17 protein-coding genes are annotated in these 21218 nt (G+C 73.6%); 8 read left to right on the top strand and 9 right to left on the bottom strand.

The window, feature by feature from the left end; all coding sequences use genetic code 11:
* The 3 genes from Cco03nite_RS38885 to Cco03nite_RS38895 all read left to right on the top strand — a co-directional run.
* Window positions 1–811: TadA family conjugal transfer-associated ATPase (locus Cco03nite_RS38885; protein ID WP_203699047.1), on the top strand; the 811-nt coding region annotated here is incomplete at its 5' end.
* Window positions 812–978: 167 nt separating this feature from the next.
* On the top strand, window positions 979–2820 hold the full coding sequence (locus Cco03nite_RS38890) for a VWA domain-containing protein (protein ID WP_203699048.1): 1842 nt from the start codon (window positions 979–981) through the stop codon (window positions 2818–2820).
* Window positions 2821–2822: 2 nt separating this feature from the next.
* A complete protein-coding gene (locus tag Cco03nite_RS38895) occupies window positions 2823–3752 on the top strand; it encodes a type II secretion system F family protein (protein ID WP_203699049.1) in 930 nt (309 codons plus the stop codon).
* A 114-nt stretch (window positions 3753–3866) separates the two neighbouring features.
* Here the strand turns inward: Cco03nite_RS38895 and Cco03nite_RS38900 are convergent, their stop codons facing one another.
* The 5 genes from Cco03nite_RS38900 to moaA form a co-directional block, all read right to left on the bottom strand.
* Window positions 3867–4475 (bottom strand): response regulator transcription factor, encoded by a 609-nt coding sequence (locus Cco03nite_RS38900; RefSeq protein ID WP_239168017.1) that lies wholly within the window; start codon window positions 4473–4475, stop codon window positions 3867–3869.
* Between the two features lie 114 nt (window positions 4476–4589).
* A complete protein-coding gene (locus Cco03nite_RS38905) occupies window positions 4590–7628 on the bottom strand; it encodes a UvrD-helicase domain-containing protein (protein WP_239168013.1) in 3039 nt (1012 codons plus the stop codon).
* Between the two features lie 65 nt (window positions 7629–7693).
* On the bottom strand, window positions 7694–8965 hold the full coding sequence (locus tag Cco03nite_RS38910) for a metallophosphoesterase (RefSeq protein ID WP_203699060.1): 1272 nt from the start codon (window positions 8963–8965) through the stop codon (window positions 7694–7696).
* A gap of 16 nt (window positions 8966–8981) precedes the next feature.
* Window positions 8982–9224, bottom strand: coding sequence for a MoaD/ThiS family protein (locus Cco03nite_RS38915; RefSeq protein WP_203699052.1), 243 nt, complete (start codon window positions 9222–9224; stop codon window positions 8982–8984).
* 3 nt (window positions 9225–9227) lie between these two features.
* The gene (gene moaA / locus Cco03nite_RS38920) at window positions 9228–10232 is read right to left on the bottom strand and encodes a GTP 3',8-cyclase MoaA (RefSeq protein ID WP_203699053.1); all 1005 of its coding nucleotides are present in this window, start codon (window positions 10230–10232) and stop codon (window positions 9228–9230) included.
* A 64-nt stretch (window positions 10233–10296) separates the two neighbouring features.
* Here moaA and Cco03nite_RS38925 point away from each other — a divergent pair, with 64 nt between their 5' ends.
* Together Cco03nite_RS38925 and Cco03nite_RS38930 are read left to right on the top strand one after the other, a co-directional pair.
* Window positions 10297–11730 (top strand): 3' terminal RNA ribose 2'-O-methyltransferase Hen1, encoded by a 1434-nt coding sequence (locus Cco03nite_RS38925; RefSeq protein ID WP_203699054.1) that lies wholly within the window; start codon window positions 10297–10299, stop codon window positions 11728–11730.
* Window positions 11727–14417, top strand: coding sequence for a polynucleotide kinase-phosphatase (locus Cco03nite_RS38930; protein ID WP_203699055.1), 2691 nt, complete (start codon window positions 11727–11729; stop codon window positions 14415–14417). Before Cco03nite_RS38925 ends, Cco03nite_RS38930 begins: the two co-directional genes overlap by 4 nt.
* A gap of 141 nt (window positions 14418–14558) precedes the next feature.
* Here Cco03nite_RS38930 and Cco03nite_RS38935 read toward each other — a convergent pair whose 3' ends face one another.
* Both Cco03nite_RS38935 and Cco03nite_RS38940 read right to left on the bottom strand, forming a co-directional pair.
* Window positions 14559–15452, bottom strand: coding sequence for a fructosamine kinase family protein (locus Cco03nite_RS38935; protein ID WP_203699056.1), 894 nt, complete (start codon window positions 15450–15452; stop codon window positions 14559–14561).
* 163 nt (window positions 15453–15615) lie between these two features.
* A complete protein-coding gene (locus tag Cco03nite_RS38940) occupies window positions 15616–16617 on the bottom strand; it encodes a DUF4192 domain-containing protein (RefSeq protein ID WP_203699057.1) in 1002 nt (333 codons plus the stop codon).
* Window positions 16618–16731: 114 nt separating this feature from the next.
* On the opposite strand from Cco03nite_RS38940, the gene mobA reads away from it, so the two are divergent.
* The 3 genes from mobA to Cco03nite_RS38955 all read left to right on the top strand — a co-directional run bounded on the left by mobA (window position 16732) and on the right by Cco03nite_RS38955 (window position 18808).
* The gene (gene mobA, locus Cco03nite_RS38945) at window positions 16732–17319 is read left to right on the top strand and encodes a molybdenum cofactor guanylyltransferase (protein WP_203699061.1); all 588 of its coding nucleotides are present in this window, start codon (window positions 16732–16734) and stop codon (window positions 17317–17319) included.
* Window positions 17316–17585, top strand: coding sequence for a DUF6457 domain-containing protein (locus Cco03nite_RS38950; RefSeq protein ID WP_239168015.1), 270 nt, complete (start codon window positions 17316–17318; stop codon window positions 17583–17585). Before mobA ends, Cco03nite_RS38950 begins: the two co-directional genes overlap by 4 nt.
* A gap of 194 nt (window positions 17586–17779) precedes the next feature.
* On the top strand, window positions 17780–18808 hold the full coding sequence (locus Cco03nite_RS38955) for a T3SS (YopN, CesT) and YbjN peptide-binding chaperone 1 (RefSeq protein ID WP_203699058.1): 1029 nt from the start codon (window positions 17780–17782) through the stop codon (window positions 18806–18808).
* Window positions 18809–18870: 62 nt separating this feature from the next.
* On the opposite strand, the gene Cco03nite_RS38960 is transcribed toward Cco03nite_RS38955, so the two are convergent.
* Both Cco03nite_RS38960 and Cco03nite_RS38965 read right to left on the bottom strand, forming a co-directional pair.
* Window positions 18871–20682, bottom strand: a complete 1812-nt coding sequence (locus tag Cco03nite_RS38960; RefSeq protein WP_239168016.1) for a beta-propeller domain-containing protein — start codon at window positions 20680–20682, stop codon at window positions 18871–18873.
* 56 nt (window positions 20683–20738) lie between these two features.
* A complete protein-coding gene (locus Cco03nite_RS38965; RefSeq protein ID WP_203699059.1) occupies window positions 20739–21170 on the bottom strand; it encodes an Lrp/AsnC family transcriptional regulator in 432 nt (143 codons plus the stop codon).
* Window positions 21171–21218 lie beyond the last annotated feature (48 nt).

Genomic DNA, 21218 nt, shown 5'->3' on the forward strand with positions numbered 1-21218 from the left:
CGCGCTGGACGGGGCCGCGCTCACGGTGCGCAAGTTCGCCGCGGACCCGTTCACCGTCGAGGACCTGGTCCGCTTCGGCACCATGCCGGAGCGGGTCGCCGAGCTGCTGCGCGCCTGCGTGCAGGGCCGGCTCGACATCCTGATCTCGGGCGGCACCGGCACCGGCAAGACGACGCTGCTCAACGTGGTGTCGTCGTTCCTGCCCCCCGACGAGCGGATCATCACCATCGAGGACTCCGCCGAGTTGCGGCTGCTCCAGGACCACGTGCTGCGGCTGGAGTACCGCCCGCCGAACGTCGAGGGGCGCGGCGAGGTGACCATCCGCGACCTCGTACGCAACGCGCTGCGCATGCGCCCGGACCGGATCGTCGTCGGCGAGGTCCGCGACGGCGCGGCGCTGGACATGCTCCAGGCGATGAACACCGGCCACGACGGCTCGCTGACCACTGTGCACGCCAACACCCCGCGCGACTCGCTGTCCCGCCTGGAGACGATGGTGCTGATGGCGGGCATGGACCTGCCGGTGCGCGCGATCCGGGAGCAGGTCGCCAGCGCGGTGGACGTGGTGGTGCAGCTGGCCAGGCTCCGCGACGGCACCCGCCGGATCACCCACATCACCGAGGTCACCGGCATGGAGGGCGACGTCATCACGCTGCAGGATCTGTTCGTCTTCGACCACCGCGCGGGCCAGGACCAGTACGGCCGCCACCAGGGCGCGCTGGTCAGCACCGGCCTCCGGCCGCGTTTCGTCGACCACCTGGCCGACCACGGGATCATCGTCGGGCCCGAGCTGTTCGGCAGGGGCCAGTGAGGCGCCCGGCGGGAGCCGTCGCGCGCCTCGGCGCGGTCCTGCTCGTGGCCGCCGCGACGCCGATCCTCGCCGCTGCTCCGGCTCACGCGGCTGCTCCGGCTCACGCCGCCGCTCCGGCTCACGCTGCCGCACCGGCTTTCGCCGGAGTGCCAACCCGTGCTGCCGGCGTGCCGCGGGCGGTGCCGGCCGCGCCGGGGATCAGCGTCTCCGGCCTGCGGCAGGAGGCGGGTCTGGTCGAGTTCTACCTGTCCGCGACCGACCTGCCCGCGGGCACGGCGCTGGACCAGGTCGGCGTCGCCGTCGGCGACCGCGCGCTGCCGGTGACCAGCGCGCAGATCAGCGCCGCGCAGGGCGCGACGACCGCGCCGCGCCGGGCGGTCGTGCTGGTGCTGGACACCTCCGGGTCGATGCTCGGCGCGCCGATCGACGCGGCCCGGGAAGCGGCTCGGGGCTACGTGCGAGCGCTGCCGTCGGACGTCGAGATCGGCCTGGTCACCGCGGGCGCGCCGGCGGTCGTCGTGCTCGCCCCGACCCGGGACCGCGCCGCCGCCGAGAAGGCCGTCGACAAGCTCGCCGCGAAGGGCGAGACCGCGCTGTACGACGGGGTGCGCGCCGCCGCGGGTCTGGTCGCCAAGGGTGCGTGGGGCCAGCGCCGGATCATCGCGCTGTCCGACGGCGCCGACACGGCGTCGACGGCCACGCTGGCCGTGGCCCGGAAGGCGAGCGCCGCGATCCCGGTCGACACGATCGCCTTCAAGACTCCCGCCGCCACGGCGGGCATCCTGGCCGGCCTGTCCAGGGACACCGGAGGCGTCGCCTTCACGGTGGCCGACCCGGCCGCGCTGGGCGACGCGTTCGCCGAGGCGTCCGGCTCCTTCGCCGTGCAGCTGCTGGTGCGGGTCACCGTGCCGGCGGACCTGTCCGGCCAGGAAGTCCGGCTCGCGGTGAGCGCCGCGGGCGTGCGTACCGAGGTGCCGGTCACCCTCGCCGTGGACACCGGGGCGACGGTCCCGCTGGTGGGCGTGGAGTCGCCCGGCCCGGGGCCGACCTGGCTGCTCGTGCTCGGCGGGCTGGTATTCGCCGCGCTGCTCGGCGCGTTCCTGCTGGTGGTCTCCCCGATGCTGGCCGCGGCCGAGCGGCGACGCCGCCTCACCCAGGTGGACCAGTTCGTGGCCGCGCCCCGGCGGACCGTCGCGCAGGGCGAGTCCGGCCAGGTCGCCGCGGCCGCGCTGGCACTGTCGGAGCAGGTGGTGAAGTCGGCCAACGCCGAGGGCCGCCTGGCGACGCAGCTCGACCGGGCCGGCATGCGCCTGCGGCCGCACGAGTGGCTGCTGCTGCGGGCGCTGGTCTGCCTGATCACGGGCCTGCTGCTGGCCATGTCGGTCGGCCTGGGCGCCGGGGTGTTCCTCGGACCGCCGGTGGGCTGGGTGCTCACCTCGCTCTACCACCGCAACCGCGCGGCCAAGCGGGTCAGCGCCTTCCGTGAGCTGCTGCCGGACGCGCTGCAGCTGATCGTCGGCTCGCTGCGTTCCGGATTCTCGCTCGCGCAGGCCGTCGACGCGATGGCCCGGGAGCTGCCCGATCCGATCGCGGCCGAGTTCGGCCGGGCCCTGGGCGAGACCCGCCTGGGCGTGGACATCGAGGACGCGCTGGACCGGGTCGCGACCCGGATGCGCAGCAAGGACCTGGCCTGGGCGGTGGTCGCGATCCGGGTGCAGCGCGACGTCGGCGGCAACCTGGCCGAGGTGCTGACCACCACCATCGAGACCATGCGCGAGCGGGAGACGCTGCACCGCGAGGTCAGCTCGCTGTCGGCGGAGGGCCGGATCAGCGCCTGGATCCTGCTGGCGCTGCCGATCTGCATCGGCGGCTTCATGTTCCTGACCCGCGCCGAGTACATCCGCCCGCTCTACACCCACCCGATGGGCATCGTGATGAGCGTGATGGGGGTGCTGCTGGTGGTCGGCGGCGCGGCCTGGCTGTTCAAGATGATCAAGATTGAGGTGTGACGGTGTCCGGACAGCTCATCCTCATCATCGGGGCCGGCGCGGTCTTCGCCGCGATCGCGCTCGCCGTGCTCACCCTGGCGTCGGCCAGCGTCGCCCGGTCCGGCGTGGCCAGGGCACTGGAGACGATCGACACGGTGTACGCGCCCGGTAGCGCATCGGCCGCCGAGGAGCGCCTCGGCGACCGGCTGCGACCGGCGGTCGCCCAGGTCTCGGCGCTCGGCCGGCTGCTCACCCCGAAGGGGGCCGCGGCTCGCCTGCAGCGGCGGCTCGACCACGCCGGCAACCCGGTGGCCTGGCCGCCGGAGCGGGTCGTCGAGATGCAGGGCCTCGGCCTGGTCGTCGTGGCCTTCCTCGGCGGGGCGTTCGGCTTCGCGTTCGGCTTCGGCCCCGGCGGGCTGCTCCTGTCGGTGCTCGCCGGTGGCGCGCTCGGCTTCTGGGCGCCCTTCCTGGTCGTCTACGACCTGGGCGTACGCCGCCAGCAGCAGATCCGCCGCCAGCTGCCCGACGCGCTGGACCTGCTGACCCTGTCGGTGGAGGCGGGTCTCGGCTTCGATGCGGCCCTGGCCCAGGTGGCGGCGGCGATGCCCGGCGCGCTGGCCCGGGAGTTCGCCCGCATGCTGCACGAGATGCAGATGGGCCAGCGGCGGGTGGACGCCCTGCGCGCCCTGGCCGCCCGCACCACGGTGCCGGAGCTGAAGACCATCACCATGGCCCTGGTGCAGGCCGGCGAGCTGGGCATCCCGATCGCCGGGGTGCTCCGCGAGCAGGCCCGGCAGATGCGGGTCAAGCGCCGCCAGCGCGCGGAGGAGGCGGCCCGCAAGCTGCCCGTGAAGGTGATCTTCCCGCTGGTGCTGTGCCTGTTCCCGGCCCTGTTCATCGTCGTGATCGGCCCCGGCATCATCAACGTGATGGAAGCCTTCGGCGGCCGCTGACGCCCGGCACCACCCATGATCGTCCGATTTGCCAGGCACCCGTGCGTATTTTGAACGCGCTTACGGCCACCTGCCTGGCAAGTCGGACGAACTTGCCAGGCAGGGGCGGGTTCGTCAGATGAGGTACAGGCGGGCCGCGGCCTGGAGTGCCTGGGTGCGGTTGTGTACGCCGAGCTTGTCGTAGAGGCGGGCCACGTAGGTGCGCACCGTCGACTCGGTCAGCCGCATGCGCACCGCGATCGCGGCCAGGCTGCCGCCGGTGTTCAGCTGCTGCAGGATCTGCTCCTCACGCGGGCTCAACGCGGTGGAGCGGGTCCGGCGGCGGGCCATCGCCTCGGCGAGGTTCGGCGCGGTGAACGAGGCCGGGGCCACCGCGGCGTGCCGCACCGCCGACATCAGCAGCTCCACCGGCGCGGAGCGCGGCAGGTACGCCGACAGCCCGGCCTGCAGCGCCTGCAGCAGCAGCCCGTCCTCGGCCGGGCCGGTCAGCACCAGCCCCAGCGTCGGCCGCGCGGCGCGCAGCTCGGCGGCCAGCTGCAGCCCGCCCTGCCCGGGGATGGCCGCGTCGATGGTGACGACATGCGGGTCGAGGTCGCCGATCAGCTCACGCGTCTCCTCGCCCGTGGCGGCCTGGCCGACCAGGTCGATGTCGGGGTGGGTCGAACAGGCGAAGCTGTACCCCAACCGCACGAGCGTGACGGGGTCAACCGTGATCAGCTTCACTGACAAGGGGGGCTCCTCGTGACGCTGCGGACACTTCCGTCCTACTGAGCGCCGTCGGGCCTTCCGGTGTCACTGTCATGTCACCGAAGTCATTCTTTCGGGTGTCACGGTTCGTCAGATCAGGCGAAGCTGCTGGTCACGAGGCCGCCGTGGGGTGAGGTCGCCGAGCTGCTCGAGCAGGCCCGCGTCGACCGCCGCCAGGAACGGCGTCGGCCGGCAGTCCCGCTCGCTGCCGTACCGGACCCGCCGTGCCGCGTGGCTCAGGTAGAGCCGCCGCTGCGCCCGGGTCAGCCCGACGAAGAACAGCCGCCGCTCCTCGGCGACCTCCGCCTCGGTCGGCGCGGAGCCGGGGAAACGCAGCGGCAGCAGCCCGTCCTCGCAGCCGGCCAGGAACACCACCGGGAACTCCAGACCCTTGGCCGCGTGCAGGGTGAGCAGCGTGACCGCCTCGGCGCGCGGGTCGAGCGCGTCGACCTCCGCGCCGGTGGCCACCTCGCCCAGGAACCGCTGCAGGTCCTGCCCGCAGCGCAGCGCCAGCGGGGTGAGCAGGTCCACGGCGGCCCACACCTCGTCCGGCTCCGGCGAGCCGCCGCCCAGCGCCGGCCGTTCGATGAGCACCTTCGCGGTCAGCTTCAGCCGCGCCGCGACCGAGCCGGTCAGCCCGGTGGCCAGGCGCAGCTCCGCCAGCAGCGTGTTCACCCCGGCCCGGCTGCGCAGCCGGTCGTGCGAGCGCTTCTGCACCGGCACGCCAGCTCGCGACAGCGCGTCCACGATCGCGGCGGCCTGCGCGTCGGTGCGGTAGAGCACCGCGATGTCGTTGAACGACACCGTCGTGCCGGTGACCCCGCGCACGTCGGCCCTGGTCCGGTGGGACACGCCGCCGACCAGCTCGTCGACCTTGCGGGCGATGAACGCGGCCTCGTCGGCGGGGCTGCTCGCGGCGTACTGCCCGATCAGCGCCGCCTCCGGGTCGACCTTCGCCGGGTCGAGGCGGCGGCCGGGCACCAGCGAGCTGGGCGCGATCGCCTGCACCGCGGCGGCCAGGATCGGCGCGGACGAGCGGTAGTTGCGGGTCAGCCGCACCACCCGGGCGTCCACGAAGTCGCGGGAGAACTGCAGGAAGAACGACACGTCCGCGCCGCGGAACGAGTAGATCGCCTGGTCCGGATCGCCGATCGCGCACAGGTTGCCGTCGCTGGGCACCAGCAGCCGCAGCAGCGCGTACTGGTCCGGGTCGACGTCCTGGTACTCGTCGACGAACACCCAAGGCCAGCGCGAGCGCAGTTTGTCCTGCACCGACGGCTGCGCCTTGAGCAGCGCCACCAGCCGCGGGATCAGCTCGTCGAGGGTGATGCCCTCACCGTCCGGCTCGTCCACGACCACCAGGTCCGGCTCGTGCTCGCGCAGCACCGACAGGGCCAGCGAGTGGAACGTCGACACGGTCACGTCCTCGGCGACCGGGCCGAGCAGCCCGCCCAGCCGGTGCCGCAGCTCCTCGGCGGCCCGCCGGGTGAACGTGATGGCCAGGCAGTCCTCGGGGTAGACGTTCATCTCCGCGCACAGGTACGCCAGCCGGTGGGTCAGCGTACGGGTCTTGCCCGTGCCCGGACCGGCGACGATGAGCAGCGGCCCGCCCGGGGCGGACGCGGCGACGCGCTGCATGGCGTCGAGCCGGTCCAGCAGCCCGGTGCCGACCTCCTCCATCCCGGCGAGCATCGGCTCGAACGGCTCGTGCGGCGACGGCTCCGGCGGCAGCGGCGGCGCGGAGACGGGTTTGCTACGGCGTACCGCCGGCTTGCTCGCGGCCTGCTTCGGCGCGCGGGCCTTGCGCGGCGCCGGTGCCACCGGGGCCGCGGGCAGGTCGAACAGGGTGTCGGCGGTGTCCTGCGGGCGCAGCTCGCCCGGCTCGAACAGCCGGATCACGCCGTACTCGCCGTCGTAGCCCGGCACCCGGCGCACCTGACCGGCCCGCAGCCGGCGCAGCGCCTCGCCGAGCAGCTCCCCGCCCGCCGCGGTCACCTCGTCCAGCGGGGCCTCCATCAGGATGGACAGCTCCGAGCCCAGCGCCGCGACCAGCGCGTTGACCCGGCCCTCGACGGTACGGGTCTTCGGGCCGACGCCCTCCAGCTCGCCGACGATCTCGGGGAGCTGCACCAGGTGGGTGACCGGACGCGCGTTCGGCGCGGGCGTGCCCTCCGGCCGGTCGGCCAGCGCCTCGACCCGGGCCAGCACGCCGATGGTCAGCGGTCGCTCGCACACCGGGCAGATGCCGTTCGTCGCCCGGGACTCGGCCGGGGTCCAGTTGATGCCGCAGTCCCGGTGCCCGTCCCCGTGGTACTTGCCCTCTTCCGGGAAGAACTCGATCGTCCCGGCCATACCGGGCGCACCTGCCAGCGCGGCCTTCAGCGCGTAGTAGTCCAGCGCGCAGTCGAACCGGGTCGCCTCCCGGGCCAGGGCCTGCGGCGAGTGCGCGTCCGAGTTCGAGACCAGGGTGTACCGGTCCAGACTGGACACCCGGTGGTTCATCGCCGGGTCGCTGGACAGGCCGGTCTCCACCGCGGTGATGTGCTCGGCGAGGTCGGCGTAGCAGTCGGCGATCGCGTCGAAGCCCGACTTGCTGCCCAGCGCGGAGAACCACGGCGTCCAGATGTGCGCGGGCACCAGGTACGCGTCCGGGCTCGCCTCCAGGGTGATCTCCAGCAGGTCGCGGGAGTCCAGGCCCAGGATCGGGCGGCCGTCGCTGGCCAGGTTGCCGACCCGGCCCAGCCGGTCGCGGAAGCGCTGGGCCGATTCGAGGTCGGGCAGGTAGATCAGGTGGTGCACCTTGCGGGTGCGGTCGCCCCGCTTGTAGATCGTGGAGATCTCCGAGCTGAGCATGAACCGGGCCGGCTCCCCCGCGGCCAGCCGGGCGGGCAGCCGCTGCGAGACGTCGCGCTCGGCCTCGGGCGAGAGCCGGAACAGGCCCGGCTCGGCCTCGCGCAGCGAGTCGCGCAGGTGCTCGTACCAGGCGGGGTGGGTGACGTCGCCGGTGCCCAGCAGGGCCACGCCCTTGCGGCGTGCCCACCAGGCCAGCGTGGGCAGGTCGAGGTCCTTGCTGCACGCACGCGAGTACCGCGAGTGGATATGCAGATCAGCAGTCCAGACGGGGGGCACGCAGCATCCTGACATGTTCGGCCCGTCCGGCGGCACCCGCCACGCGAGTCAGTGAGAGTTGTTACCTACATCGCGCGCAGTTCGACCAATGTGATATCCGGGGGCGCGCCGACGCGTACCGGCGGGCCCCAGAACCCGGCGCCGTTGGTCACGTACACCTGGGTGCCGTCGACCTCGCCGAGCCCGGAGATGACCGGCTGCTGCAGCGCCGCGATCAGGTTGAACGGCACCATCTGGCCGCCGTGGGTGTGCCCCGAGAGCTGCAGGTCCACGCCGTGCTTCGCGGCCTCGAAGGCCTGGATCGGCTGGTGCGCCAGCAGCACCACCGGCTTGTTCGTGTCCCGGTCGCCGAGCGCCTTGGCGAAGTCGGGCCCGCCTTCGCCCAGGTCGCCGCCGCTGACGTCGTTGACACCGGCCAGGGTGAGCCCGCGGATCTCCAGGCGCTCGTTCTGCAGCGGCCGCATGCCCAGCCGCTCGACCTCGACCAGCCACTCCTCGGCGCCGGAGAAGTACTCGTGGTTGCCGGTGACGAAGTAGGCCCCGTCGCGGGAGCGCAGCTCGGCCAGCGGCGCGGCCTCGTCGCCCAGCTCGGCGACGGTGCCGTCGACCATGTCACCGGCGACGGCGATCAGGTCGGCATTCATGCCGTTGATCGAGCGCACGATGCGGCGGCTGTGCTCGATGCCGGTCAGCGGGCCCAGGTGGATGTCGCTGACCAGGGCGATCTTGTAGCCGTCCATGCTGCGGGGCAGCTTCGCGAGCGGGATCTGCACCCGCTTGAGGACCGGGTCGCCGAGCGCGGTCTTCACGCCGTACGCGGTGATGCCGGTCGCGGTCAGCCCCGCGAAGATCGCCGCACTCCGTGCGATCAGCAACCGCCGGCTCGGATCGGTCGGCCCGTCCGGTGCGGTCGCGGACGGCAGGCCAGGCTCGGCGAGCGCGGTCTCGGCCTGGACGGGCTCAGCGCCCGCGGACACGCCGACCGGAACGGGTGCGGCGGCCGGGTCCGCGACCGGCGCGGCGGCGCGGCGGGCCCAGGTGCGGTTGGCGATCACGCGGGGGATCTCCAGGACCAGCAGCGTGACCAGCAGGTAGAACAGGACGGCCAGCCACATGTAGCCGACCATCGGGATGACCCAGGACGCCTTCGCGCCGATCACCCGCGGCACGATGAACGCCGCCAACAGGGCCAGTGCCAGGCCGAGGATCACGGCAGCGCCGATCCGGCGGCCACGCCTGGTCGTCGTGGTGTCCTTGAACAGGCGCTTGTACAGGTACCAGTGAATCGGGCCGACCACGACGAGCACCATGCTGAAGAACATCAGCGCTTGCAGCACCACGGGGGTATTCCTCTCACCCGCCGGCGAAGGGCGGGAGCACGTCCACGGTCGCGCCGGACGGCAGAGGCGCGCGGCGGTCGTGCCACGCTAGCCCGTCAACCAGAAAGCTGGCTGAAAGCAGCACCCGGCTCAGGCCGTCCCCGTGAGCCGCGCCCAGCTCCTTGATCAGCTGCGTGAGGTCCTGCCCGGCGGGCAACTGCTCCTCGGTGACCCCCGCGGCGGCCCGCGCCCCGGCGAAGTAGCGGATCGTCAGCACTTGTCATCCTCCGATGGCGGACATGGGGCGTACCGGCTGGAGGAACGACGGGTCGTCGATGCCGTGGCCGGGCAGTTTGCCCCACATGGCCGTGCGCCAGCGCGCGGCGATCTCCTCATCATCCGCCCCGCCGCGCAGCAGCCCGCGCAGATCGGTCTCCCCGGTCGCGAACAGGCAGTTGCGCACCTGGCCGTCGGCGGTGAGCCGGGTCCGGTCGCAGTCGCCGCAGAACGGCCGGGTCACCGAGCCGATCACGCCGACCTTCGCCGGGCCGCCGTCGACCAGCCAGGTCTCGGCCGGGGCGCCGGCCCGCTCGGCGGGGTCGGGGCTGAGGTCGAACTCGGCGTCCAGCGCCGCCAGGATCTCCGCCGCGGTGATCATCTGGTCGCGGCTCCAGCCGTGCTGGGCGTCCAGCGGCATCTGCTCGATGAAGCGCAGCTCGTACCCGTGCGCCAGCGCGAAGCGCAGCAGCGCCGGGGCCTCGTCGTCGTTGATCCCGCGCAGCAGCACCGCGTTGAGCTTGACCGGGGTCAGCCCGGCCGCGGCGGCCGCGGACAGCCCGTCGATCACGTCGTCGAAGCGGCGGCGCAGCGCGATCTGGGTGAAGCGCTCGGGGTCGATGGTGTCCAGCGAGACGTTCACCCGGTCGAGCCCGGCGTCGCGCAGCGGCACGGCCAGCCGAGCCAGCCCGATGCCGTTCGTGGTGACGGAGAGTTTCGGGCGCGGGGTGAGCGCGGCGCCGCCCGCGACGATGCCGACGATGCCGGGGCGCAGCAGCGGCTCGCCGCCGGTGAAGCGCACCTCCTCGACGCCGAGCCGGGTCACCGCGATGGTGATCAGCCGCAGCACCTCGCCGTCGGTGAGGATCTCCTGCTTGGGCAGCCAGGGCAGCCCTTCCGGGGGCATACAGTACGAACAGCGCAGATTGCAGCGATCCGTCAGTGAGACCCGCAGATCCACGGCACGGCGTCCGTACCGGTCGATCAAGCCTGGGTTGGCGGAGGTCACCCCACGAACCTATCGCGTCGTTATGCGAATGCACGTCTCGCGGCCACCTGGCAGGATCGCCGCCGTGTTGCTGACCCTCTCGACCACCCATTCGCCTGCCACCGACCTCGGCTTCCTCCTCGTCAAGCACCCCGATCGCGTGCACAGCTTCGAGCTGAGCCACGGCACGGCGACCGTGCTCTACCCGGAGGCGAGTGAGCAGCGGTGCACCGCCGCGCTGCTGTTGGAGATCGATCCGCAGCGGCTCGCCGACACGCGCGCCGACGGCCAGCAACTCAACCAGTACGTCAACGACCGCCCGTACGCCGCGTCGAGCCTGCTGGCCGCCGCGCTGAACCGGGTCTTCCGCACCGCCGCGCGCGGCGTCTCCAAGGACCGGCCCGAGCTGGCCGCGACCGCGATCCCACTGTCGATCCGGGTGCCCTCGCTGCGCGCCAAGGGCGGCCTGAAGCTGGCCGAGCGCCTGTTCGCCCCGCTGGGCTGGACGGTACGCGGCGAGGTGCTGCCGCTGGACCCGGCGTTCCCCGAGTGGGGCGACAGCCGGTACGTCGACCTGACCCTCGACGGCGAGCTGCGCCTGGCCGACGCCCTCAACCACCTCTACGTGCTGCTGCCGGTGCTCGACGACGCCAAGCACTACTGGGTCGCGCCCGACGAGATCGAGAAGCTGCTGCGGGCCGGGGAGGGCTGGCTCGCCGGGCACCCCGAGCGGGCGCTGATCATCCGGCGCTACCTGGCGCACAGCCGGGCGCTGGCGGCCAAGGCCGACGCGGCGCTCGCGCCGCTGGAGGAGGCCCCCGCCGACGACTCCGTCGCCGAAGGACCGGCGGTGGAGAAGGCCAAGCCGTTGAACGTACGCCGGCGCGCCGCGGTCATGGCCACGCTGGCCGAGACCGGGGCGACCCGGGTGCTCGACCTCGGCTGCGGCGGCGGAGCCCTGCTCGGCGACCTGATCCGGGAGAAGCGTTACACCGAGATCGTCGGGGCGGACGTGTCGCCGAAGGTGCTGGAGATCGCCGAGCGGCGGCTGCGCCTCAATCGCCTGCCCGACCGGCAGCGCGCCCGGATCAAGCTGGTCCAGTCCGCGCTGACCTACGTTGACGAGCGGCTGCGCGGGTACGACGCCGCCGTGCTGATGGAGGTCATCGAGCACCTCGACCTGCCCCGGCTGCCCGCGCTGTGCGCGGCGGTGTTCGGCGACGCCAAGCCCGGCGCGGTCGTCGTGACCACGCCGAACGTCGAGTACAACGTGCGCTACGAGACCCTGCCCGAGGGCGGCCACCGGCACGACGACCACCGCTTCGAGTGGACCCGGGCCGAGTTCGCGGCCTGGTGCGAGCAGGTCGCCGCCGAGTACGGCTACACGTACACGCTGCGCGACGTCGGCGACACCGATCCTGAGGTCGGCCCGCCGACCCAGCTCGCCCTGTTCATCAAGACCGAGCCGCACCAGGCCGGCATCACCGAGACCATCGCCACCGAGGAGGTGCCGGCATGAACGAGCACAGCGAAGACGTCACCAGCGCGACGGCAGCCGACGAGGGCCGCGTGGCGAAGCGCCCGACCGTGGTCGCGCTGCCCGAGCTGTCCCTGGTGGTGCTCGTCGGCATCTCCGGGTCCGGCAAGTCGACCTTCGCCCGGGAGCACTTCCTGCCGACCCAGGTGCTGTCCAGCGATGCCTTCCGCGGGCTGCTCGCCGACGACGAGAACGACCAGGCCGCCACGAAGGACGCCTTCGAGGTGCTGCACCTGGTCGCGGGCAAGCGCCTGCGCGCGGGCCGGCTGACCGTGGTCGACGCGACCAACGTGCAGTCGCACGCCCGCGCCGCGCTGGTCGAGGTGGCCAAGGCGCACGACGTGCTGCCTGTCGCCGTCGTCATCGACACCCCGGAGGCGGTCTGCTGGGAGCGCACGCAGGCCCGGCCGGACCGCACGTTCGGCCGGGAGGTGCTGCGCCGCCAGCACCGCGACCTGCGGCACTCGCTGAACAAGCTGGCCCGCGAGGGCTTCCGCAAGGTGTACGTCGTCAGTGACCCGGCCGCCGTCGAGCTGCGCTACGAGAAGCTGTTCAACGACCGCACCGAGCTGACCGGGCCGTTCGACCTCGTCGGCGACGTGCACGGCTGCCGGGCCGAGCTGGAGGACCTGCTCACCGCGCTCGGCTGGGAGCTGACCCGCGACGAGTCGGGGCGGGCGGTGGACGCGAGCCACCCGCAGGGGCGTACCGCGGTGTTCGTCGGCGACCTGGTGGATCGCGGCCCGGACTCCCCCGGCGTGCTGCGCCTGGTCATGAACATGATCGCCGCCGGCCGGGCGCTGTGCGTGTCCGGCAACCACGAGAACAAGCTGCTACGCCACCTGCGCGGCCGCAAGGTGCAGCTCACCCACGGCCTCGCCGAGACCGTCGCGCAACTGGAGAGCGACCCGGTCGACGGGCTGCCCGCCTTCCTGGACGGCCTGATCAGCCACTACGTGCTCGACGGCGGCCGGCTCGTGGTCGCGCACGCGGGCCTCAAGGAGGCCTACCACGGCCGCGCGTCGGGCCGGGTGCGCTCCTTCGCCATGTACGGCGACACCACCGGCGAGACCGACGAGTTCGGCCTGCCCGTGCGCTACCCGTGGGCGCAGGAGTACCGGGGCCGCGCGATGGTCGTCTACGGGCACACCCCCACCGTCACGCCCGAGTGGATCAACAACACCATCTGCCTCGACACCGGCTGCGTGTTCGGCGGCAAGCTCACCGCGCTGCGTTACCCGGAGCGGGAGCTGGTCGAGGTCGACGCGGCGCAGGAGTACTACGCGCCCGCCCGGCCGCTGCAGCCCGTCGCGCCGCCCGACCGGGCCGCGGGCGCGCTGCGGCTGTCCGAGGTGACCGGCCGCCGCCACGTGCAGACCCTGCACGGCACCGTCACCGTGCCCGCCGAGCACAGCGCGGCGGCGCTGGAGGTGATGAGCCGGTTCGCGGTCGACCCGCGCTGGCTGCTGTGGCTGCCGCCGACCATGGCCCCGTCGTCGACCTCGGCCGTGGACGGCTACCTGGAGCACCCGGCCGAGGCGCTGGCCGACCTGCGGCACGCGGGCGTGCACCGGGTGATCTGCGAGGAGAAGCACATGGGCTCCCGGGCGGTGGTCCTGGTCTGCAAGGACGCCGCCGTGGCCGCCAAGCGCTTCGTCGACGACGGCAGCACCGGCGTGATCTACACGCGTACCGGGCGGGCGTTCTTCGACCCGGAGCGCACCGAGCAGCTGCTGGCCAAGGTGCGCGACGCGGCGACCGCGGCCGGGCTGTGGGCCGAGCTGGACACCGACTGGCTGCTGCTCGACTGCGAGCTGCTGCCCTGGTCGGCCAAGGCGCAGACCCTGATCCACCAGTACGCCGCCGTCGGCGCCGCCGGTCGCGCGGCACTGCCCGCCGCGCTGGACGTGCTGTCGGCCGCCGCGGGTCGCGGGCTCGACGTCGACGCGCTGCGCACGCGGCTCGGCGGATCGCTGCGCGACGTGCACGCCTTCACCGACGCCTACCGCCGGTACGTCGCCCCCACGGACGGGGTCACCGGCATCACGCTGGCCCCGTTCGCCGTGCTGGCCGCCGAGGGCAGGTCGTACGCCGACGCCGACCACGGCTGGCACCTGTCCATCGCGGACCGGCTGGTCGAGGCCGACCCGGCGGCCTTCACCCCGACCCGCCGCCTGATCCTCGACCTCCCACCCCGCCCGGCCCGCACCGCCCGCCCCGACGCGACCGACCCGTCCGACGCCGACGCGGCTGCCGCTGACATGGCGGCCGCGGAGGCTGCCGCCGCCGAGGCGGCGTTCGCGGACGCGGTGGCTCGGGCGACCGACTGGTGGCTGGAGTTGACCGGCTCCGGCGGCGAGGGCATGGTGGTCAAGCCGTACGCGGGCCTGTCCGTCCGCGGAGCCAAGGGCCTCGTCCAGCCCGGCGTGAAGTGCCGCGGCCGCGAGTACCTGCGCATCATCTACGGCGCGTCGTACACCGAGCCCGCCCAGCTGGCCCGGCTCCGCGAGCGCAAGCTCGGCCGCAAGCGCGCGCTCGCCCTGCGCGAGCACGGCCTCGGCCTGGCCGCCCTGGACACGGTCGGCCGCGACGGCCCGCTCTGGCGCGTACACGAACTCGTCTTCGCCATCCTCGCCAGCGAATCCGAACCCACCGACCCCCGCCTCTAACCCAAAGGAAGGGCACCTTCCCATCGCTATGCGTATAGGAAGGTGCCCTTCTTAACCAAGAGGCGCAGTTTCGGGGAAAGTGCGGCTTCAAGGGAGGCCGTTGATCGCAGTTTCCCCGAAAGTGCTGCCGTTTGGGGGTGGTCAGGTGGTCAGGTGGAGGCAGGCTGCGGTGGTGTCTCGGACGCCGGGGGCGAAGGCGGCGCCGAACAGGGCGGTGTGCAGCAGGTACATGGAGAGCTGGTGGAGCGGGACGCGCTCGGTCCAGCCGTCGGCGGGCGGCCAGGCTTCGGCGTACGCGGCGAGGATCCGGTCCAGGAACGGCGCACCGCCCCACAGCCGCAGGTAGGCGAGGTCGGTCTCGCGGTGGCCGCCGTGTGCCGCCGGGTCGACGACCCGGCACCGGCCGTCCGCGCCCCAGAGCAGGTTGCCGGTCCACAGGTCGCCGTGGATCCGGGCCGGCGGCTCGTCACCGCCGACCCGGTCGAGCCCGGCCAGCACCCGCTCGACGCGGGCCGTGTCGGCGGGCTCCAGCGCCCCCCGGTCCACCGACAGTCGCAGGTACGCCCCCAGCCGGCGCTCCCCGTACCACTCGTGCCACGGGCCGGGATGCGCCGTGTTGTCCATCGGCGCGGACCCGTGGAACCCCGCCCAGGGCGCGCCGAACGCCGCTGCCCCGGCGCGATGCAGCCCGGCCAGCGCCCGGCCGAACTCCTCGGCGGCCGCGGCCGACGGCTGCCCGTGCTCGATCCACGCCATGCCGAGCAGGTCGGGGGTGTCGACCAGCACCTCGGGCACCGCGACCGTGCCGGTCTCGGCCAGCCAGCGCAGGCCGTTCGCCTCGGCGGCGAAGAAGCCCGCGGGCGCCGGCCCGCCCACCTCGGGCCACGACTTCGTGAAGATGGACTCGCCGTCGTCGAAGGTCAGCCTGCTGGTGTGGCAGATCGAGCCGCCGTCGACGGGCGTCTCCCGGATCCGCTGATGGTGCAGGAACGTCGGCAGCAGGTGCGGATGCGCGCGCAGGTAGGCCAGGTCCACGGTCCCATTCTGAGCCGTCGCCCGGCAGCCGCCCCGGGGGCATGCCCGTGCGGGATCGCCACCACCTCGACGGCAGCGCACAGCCGGGCCGCACCGGCCCGGTTAGCCGAGCCGGGACCGGGCGCACAAGCACGATTTCCCGGATCAGGCGGCCTCCCTGGGCCTACGACACGGGCCAGGGGCCGACGCTGCCGGGTGGGACGGCCTGGTCGAGCGCCTCGCTGAGCAGGTGCGCCAGGGTGTACGCCGGGTCGGCCAGCAGCGCGCGCCGCACCGCGGCACCGGCCAGCACGCCGTTGCCCGACCGCCAGGCGCACCAGGCGAGCAGGCTGGCGATCGGGGCCAGCAGCGCGGGCTCGCCGCGCCGGGTGAGGTCCAGCCAGAGGTCGAGCTGCCAGGGCTCGGTGTCGGTCAGCTGCCAGGCGTGGTCGCGGCAGCGCAGGTCGAGCAGGAGCACGGTGAGCCAGGCGGCGGCGTCGTCGTCGAGCCGGCCACCGCCCTCGGCTACGCGCAGCGCGTCCTCGACCGCGACCGCCCCGGCCCGCACCAGCCGCTCGTCGGCGGCTCTCTCGCCCGAGTCGTCGCGGCCGGCGTCGTGGACCAGGGCGGCGAGCCGCTGCTCGGCGCGGCCCACGGCCTGCGCCATGGCGATGGCGGCCAGCCCGCCGACGGGCTGGACCAGCCGTTCCACCGTGGCCCGGTCGGGCTGCGCGACCAGACCCTCGTACGTCGCGATCGCCGCGGCGGCGGTGCTGCTCGGGTCGAACGGCGCGCCTCCGGGCGGCGTGCAGTCGTCGCACTGCAGGCAGCGGTAGCGCTCCCCGGCGTGCAGCAGCACCTCGCGTACGTGGTAGCCCCGGGCGTCGAGGGCGTTCGCCACGCTCCGGGTCACGTCGGCGGCCGCCGGATCGGGGCCGTAGCCGACGAGCACCACCGACGTGATCGCCGCGCTCCCGCGGCCCGCGGCGGTGAGCAGCCGGCTGAGCCGGCGCACCGTCTCGGGGCGGGGCTGCCCGAGGTCGGCGCGGGCGGCGACCCCGATCCGCCGGTCCGCCAGCCCCAGCACCACGACGCTGTCCGCCGGGTGGAAGCCGAGCAGGTAGGGCACGTATCCGAGCAGGTCCGCGCGCTCGCTGATGGTGTACGTCGGGGTGTCGGTCGTCATGTACGCGAGCCTTCCCGCCGCGGCGCGACGGGCCCAGCGATGATCGCTAGCCTGTGGATGACACGCTGGTTCGTCCACAGGCTGGGGAGTGAGCAGATGATCTCGTACGCGGCGCTGGTGCTGGCTGGAGGCGCTGCCCGGCGGATGGGCGGCGTCGCGAAACCGCTGCTGCCCGTCGGCGGGGTGCCGATGCTGCGCCGGGTCCTCGGGGCGGTGGCCGAAGCGCAGGCGCTGGTCGTCGTCGGACCGCCCGAACTGGCCGCCGAGCTGCCCCCCGCGGCCGTGCTGACCCGCGAGGACCCGCCCGGCGGCGGCCCGGTCGCGGCCATCGCCGCCGGTGCCGCACGCCTGCCCGCAGGCACCGACCGGGTGCTGGTGGTCGCCGCCGACCTGCCCTTCCTGACCCGGGACGCGGTGGCGGCGCTGCTCGCCGTGGACGTGGACGTGGTGATGTTCACCGACGCGGACGGCCGCCGGCAGCACCTCTGCGCCGCGTGGCGGCTCGGCACGCTGCACGCCGAGCTTCCCGCGAACCCGCACGGGGCGCCGATGCGCGCGCTGCTCGCCGACGTCGACGTGGTCGAGCTGCCGTGGGCGGGAGAAGGGCCCCCGCCGTGGTATGACTGCGACACCCCGGACGAACTGCGGGCCGCGAATGACGAGCGGGTGCCCGACCACGCGCGCACCGAGGAGGCGTTGTGAACGAGCGGAACGAGCGGCCGAAGGGCGTCGACCTGCACGACTTCACCGAGGCGGCCTGTGCCGAGCTGGGCGTGCCCCGGGCGGACGTGGACGTGACGATGGTGCTGGACCTGGCCCGGGAGGTGGCGCACAACACGGTGCGGCCGGGCGCGCCCGTCAGCGCGTACCTGCTGGGGCTGGCGGTGGGACGCGGCGGCGACCCGCGGGAGCTGGCCGCCCGCCTCACCGGGCTGGCGCACCGCCTCGCCGTCGCTGACCAGGACTGACGGCGCCGTACGGCGGCCCGGCCCACGGGGCGCGGACTCCGGCGTGAAGCTGCCGGGACGGCCGCGCAAGGGCATGCACGGTCGAAAGGCCGACTTCGCGAATCTCCTTCCGGTCGGTAGTGTCTCGGTGACAGAGAACCCAGGTTTGTCCGTCGGCGTGCCGGGATGAGCCAGGTTCGACGAGGAGGCGCACCATGTCGGAACTGTCGATCACCGGCCTGGCGGAGGCCGGGCTGCTCGACGAACCCACCACTGCGGACCTGCATGCCAAGGTCGCCGAGGCGTGGCGGGAGTTCGCCCGAGCCCTGGCCGCGGCCCTGCCGACGCTGCCGGTCGGCAGTGAACTCGAACTGGCGCTGGACCCGACCGCGTCGGGCACCGGCTCCGCCGTGTACGGCGTGAGCGTCGAGTGCCTGGAGGACGGGTCGCTGCAGGCGCGGGCGGTCAGCAACGCGAACCTGCCGGAGGGGTTCCGGCTGGAGCGCCCCGCGATCGCGGCCATGGTCGCGCTGGGCTGGTCGCCGCCCGGGGTGCTGGCCGGTTCGCGGGACAACTTCGGCATGGCCGGCGCGTCCGACGGGCTGGCCAACGTGATCACCCGCACGCTGCGCGACGTGTACGGCGCACCGCACCCCGCGTTCCTGGTCTACGAGGCACACGACCGCGAGGAGGAGCCGGTCTCCATCGAGCCGCTGGGCACGGCGCGGCACGAGTCGACGGTGGACACCTTCCTGCCCTCGATCGACTCGCTCGACGCCAGCGGCCTGGACCTGGCCGACCGGGTGCGCATCGTGGTCTCCGCGATGCTCAAGTCCGACCCGGACGAGCTGCAGGTGGACGGGGACGGCGACATCGGCATCCGGGCCGGTTCGGCCATGGTGTTCGTACGCGTGCGCGAGAATCCGCCGCTGATCGACGTGTTCTCGCCGGTGCTGACCGACATCGAGCCGACCGAGAAGCTGTTCGTGAAGCTGTCCGAGCTGACCAACCGCATGCCGATCGGCCGCCTCTACTGCACGGCCGGCACGGTCTGGGCCTCGATCCCGGTGTTCGGCCGCGACTTCCAGGCCAGCCACCTGGCCCTGGCGATCCAGGTGATGACGGGGCTGGCCGACGAGCTGGACGACCGCCTGCACGGCGAGTTCGGCGGCAAGCGCTTCTTCGGCGAGGGCGACAAGCCCGCGGGCAACGTGCCCGAGGCCCGCATCGGCCAGTACCTGTGACCTGACGGTCCTGGGCGGACCGCGCTGATGAGCCGCCGTTCGCCCAGGACCGGGGTCGTGGATCAGAGGCCGATCCGGGCGAGCTGCGGGCCGCCGGTCAGCGCGGTCGCCACGGCCACGGTGTCGGTGACGGTCCACAACGTGTCGTCGACGACCAGGCTGCGCCGTGGGTAGCCGCCCGGGTCCACCTCGCCGATCTTCTGCAGCGAGCCCGCGTCGACCCGGAACAGCAGCGCGCCGGCCTGCTGCCCCCGGTCGTATGCGGTGTACGGGATCACCAGCAGGCTGGTCGCCGGCCAGTACAGGAACGCGTGCGGGTCGTGCTCGGCCTCGCTCCAGCCGTGCGGGATCTTTTTCTGGTCGAGCCGCTTCGGGTCCGCGCCGCCGACGTCGAACAGCGACACCTGCAGCCCGCTCACCCGGCCCTGGTCGGAGGCGTCCTGGCCCACGCCGATCAGCCGCCCGTCCGCGACCGGGTGCAGGTAGCTGCTGTAGCCGGGGATCTTCAGCTCGCCGGTGAGCACCGGCCGGGCGGGGTCACGCAGGTCGATCGCGTAGAGCGGGTCGGTCTGCCGGAAGGTGACCACGTAGCCGGTCGGGCCGAGGAAGCGCACCGCGTAGATCCGCTCCCCCTTGCCCAGCCCGCCGAGCTCGCCGAGCGACCGCAGCTGCCCGCCGTCGCGGCGCAGCGTGTACACCGTGGACTCGCTGCGCTGCTCGCGGCCCCACGGCTGGCCGGTGGTGGTGGCCACCCGCAGCACGCCGTCGTGCTCGCTCAGCGAGTACTGGTTGAGCAGCCAGCCGGGCACGCTGCCGGAGGCGGCGAAGGACGGGCGCGGCCCCGAGACGTCGAACAGGTACAGCTCGGTACGGTTCTTCGCCTTGTCGCCCCGCCAGCCGTCGTCGTGGGCGAGGTACAGGTGGGAGCCGGTGCCGTACACCGTGCGCGCGTCGGCGAGCACCGCCGCCGGCAGGCCGTCGCCCAGCGTGGCCCGGTTCAGGTCGAAGCTGAGCACCGTCACCAGGGAGGTCCCGCTGAACTCGGCGGGCGTGCTGACCTGCCCGCAGTCGAGCCGCCCGCCGGCGCCGTCGGCGGTGTACGCGGGCAGCCACCGGTCCAGCGGCGCGGCGTCGATGACCTTCCGGTTCGCGGCGATGCGGTCCGCGTCGGTGCCCTTCTCCAGCCAGGTGAAGTCGATCATCGGGGAGGACGTCACCACGACCCGGGCGGTGCCGCCGGCCAGCCGGGCGTCGGTCAGTTCGGCGCCGATCTCGTACTGCCCGGTGACCCGGGGCTCGCCGGCCAGGTCGATCAGCCGGAGCCGGGTCGAGGACGGTCCGCCGTACCCGCGCACGTTGCTGTCGGCGATGCCGCCGAACATGGTCATCCCGTAGTGGCCGGTGAGCACCAGCGCCCGGTCGCCCTGCAGGAAGAGCTGATGCGTGCCGCTGCCGAGGTGCAGCGATCCGGCCGGTCGCCGGGTCGCCGCGTCGATGACGCGCAGGGTCTCGCCGAGCACGGTGACGATGCGCCGCCCGTCGGTCTTGACGATGTCCGGCTCGTCGACGCCCGCCTCGTGGGTGTTGGTGCCGGAGTAGGACTTGGCCGCGCCCTCCGCGCCGCCGGTCGCCCGTGCGCCGTCGGCGGCCGAGGCGAGCGGCACACCCCACCGGCTGCCGGGCAGCCCCCAGGGCGTCACGGCGCGTTTGGCCGCCGCGCGCACCGAGGTCAGCAGCGCTTCGCAGGAGTCGTACGACACCAGGCGCAGTTCCGGCGCGGGCCCGGGCGCGGGCCGGTCGGCGGTCGCGCCACCGCCCGCCGTGCATCCGGCCAGGGACAACGCGGTGAGCAGGCAGAGCACGCTTCGTCTCATGCCCGTCTTCGACGCGCGGACGGCGCTCCCGGCTCCCGGCTGCATCGAAGCGGCCGTCAGTCGACCAGGCGGGACAGGACGATCATGCTCCGGGTGCTGGTGATGAACGGCTCCGCGCGCAGCCGCTCCAGCGCCTGCTCCAGATGGGCGATGTCGGCCGCGCGCAGGTGCACCAGCGCGTCGGCCTCACCGGAGACCGTGTACGCCCCGACCACCTCGGGGTGGCGGCGGGTGGCCTGCGTGATCTGCGCGGGCGTGGTGCGCCCGGTGCAGAACAGCTCGACGAAGGCCTCCGTGCCGCCACCCACCGCCGCGGGATCCACCACGGCGGTGAAGCCCTTGATCACCCCACCGGAGCGCAGCCGGTCCACCCGTCGCTTGACGGCCGGTGCTGACAGCGACACCACCATGCCGATCTCGGCGTAGGTGGTGCGCGCGTCGCTCAGGAGCGCGGCGATGATTCGCTGGTCAACGTCGTCCAACTGCACTACCCGAGGGTAGCGAGGTCGCTGATCAGCACGTTCGACAGGATGGGG

It is taken from the genome of Catellatospora coxensis (assembly GCF_016862635.1).
Lineage (GTDB): Bacteria > Actinomycetota > Actinomycetes > Mycobacteriales > Micromonosporaceae > Catellatospora > Catellatospora coxensis.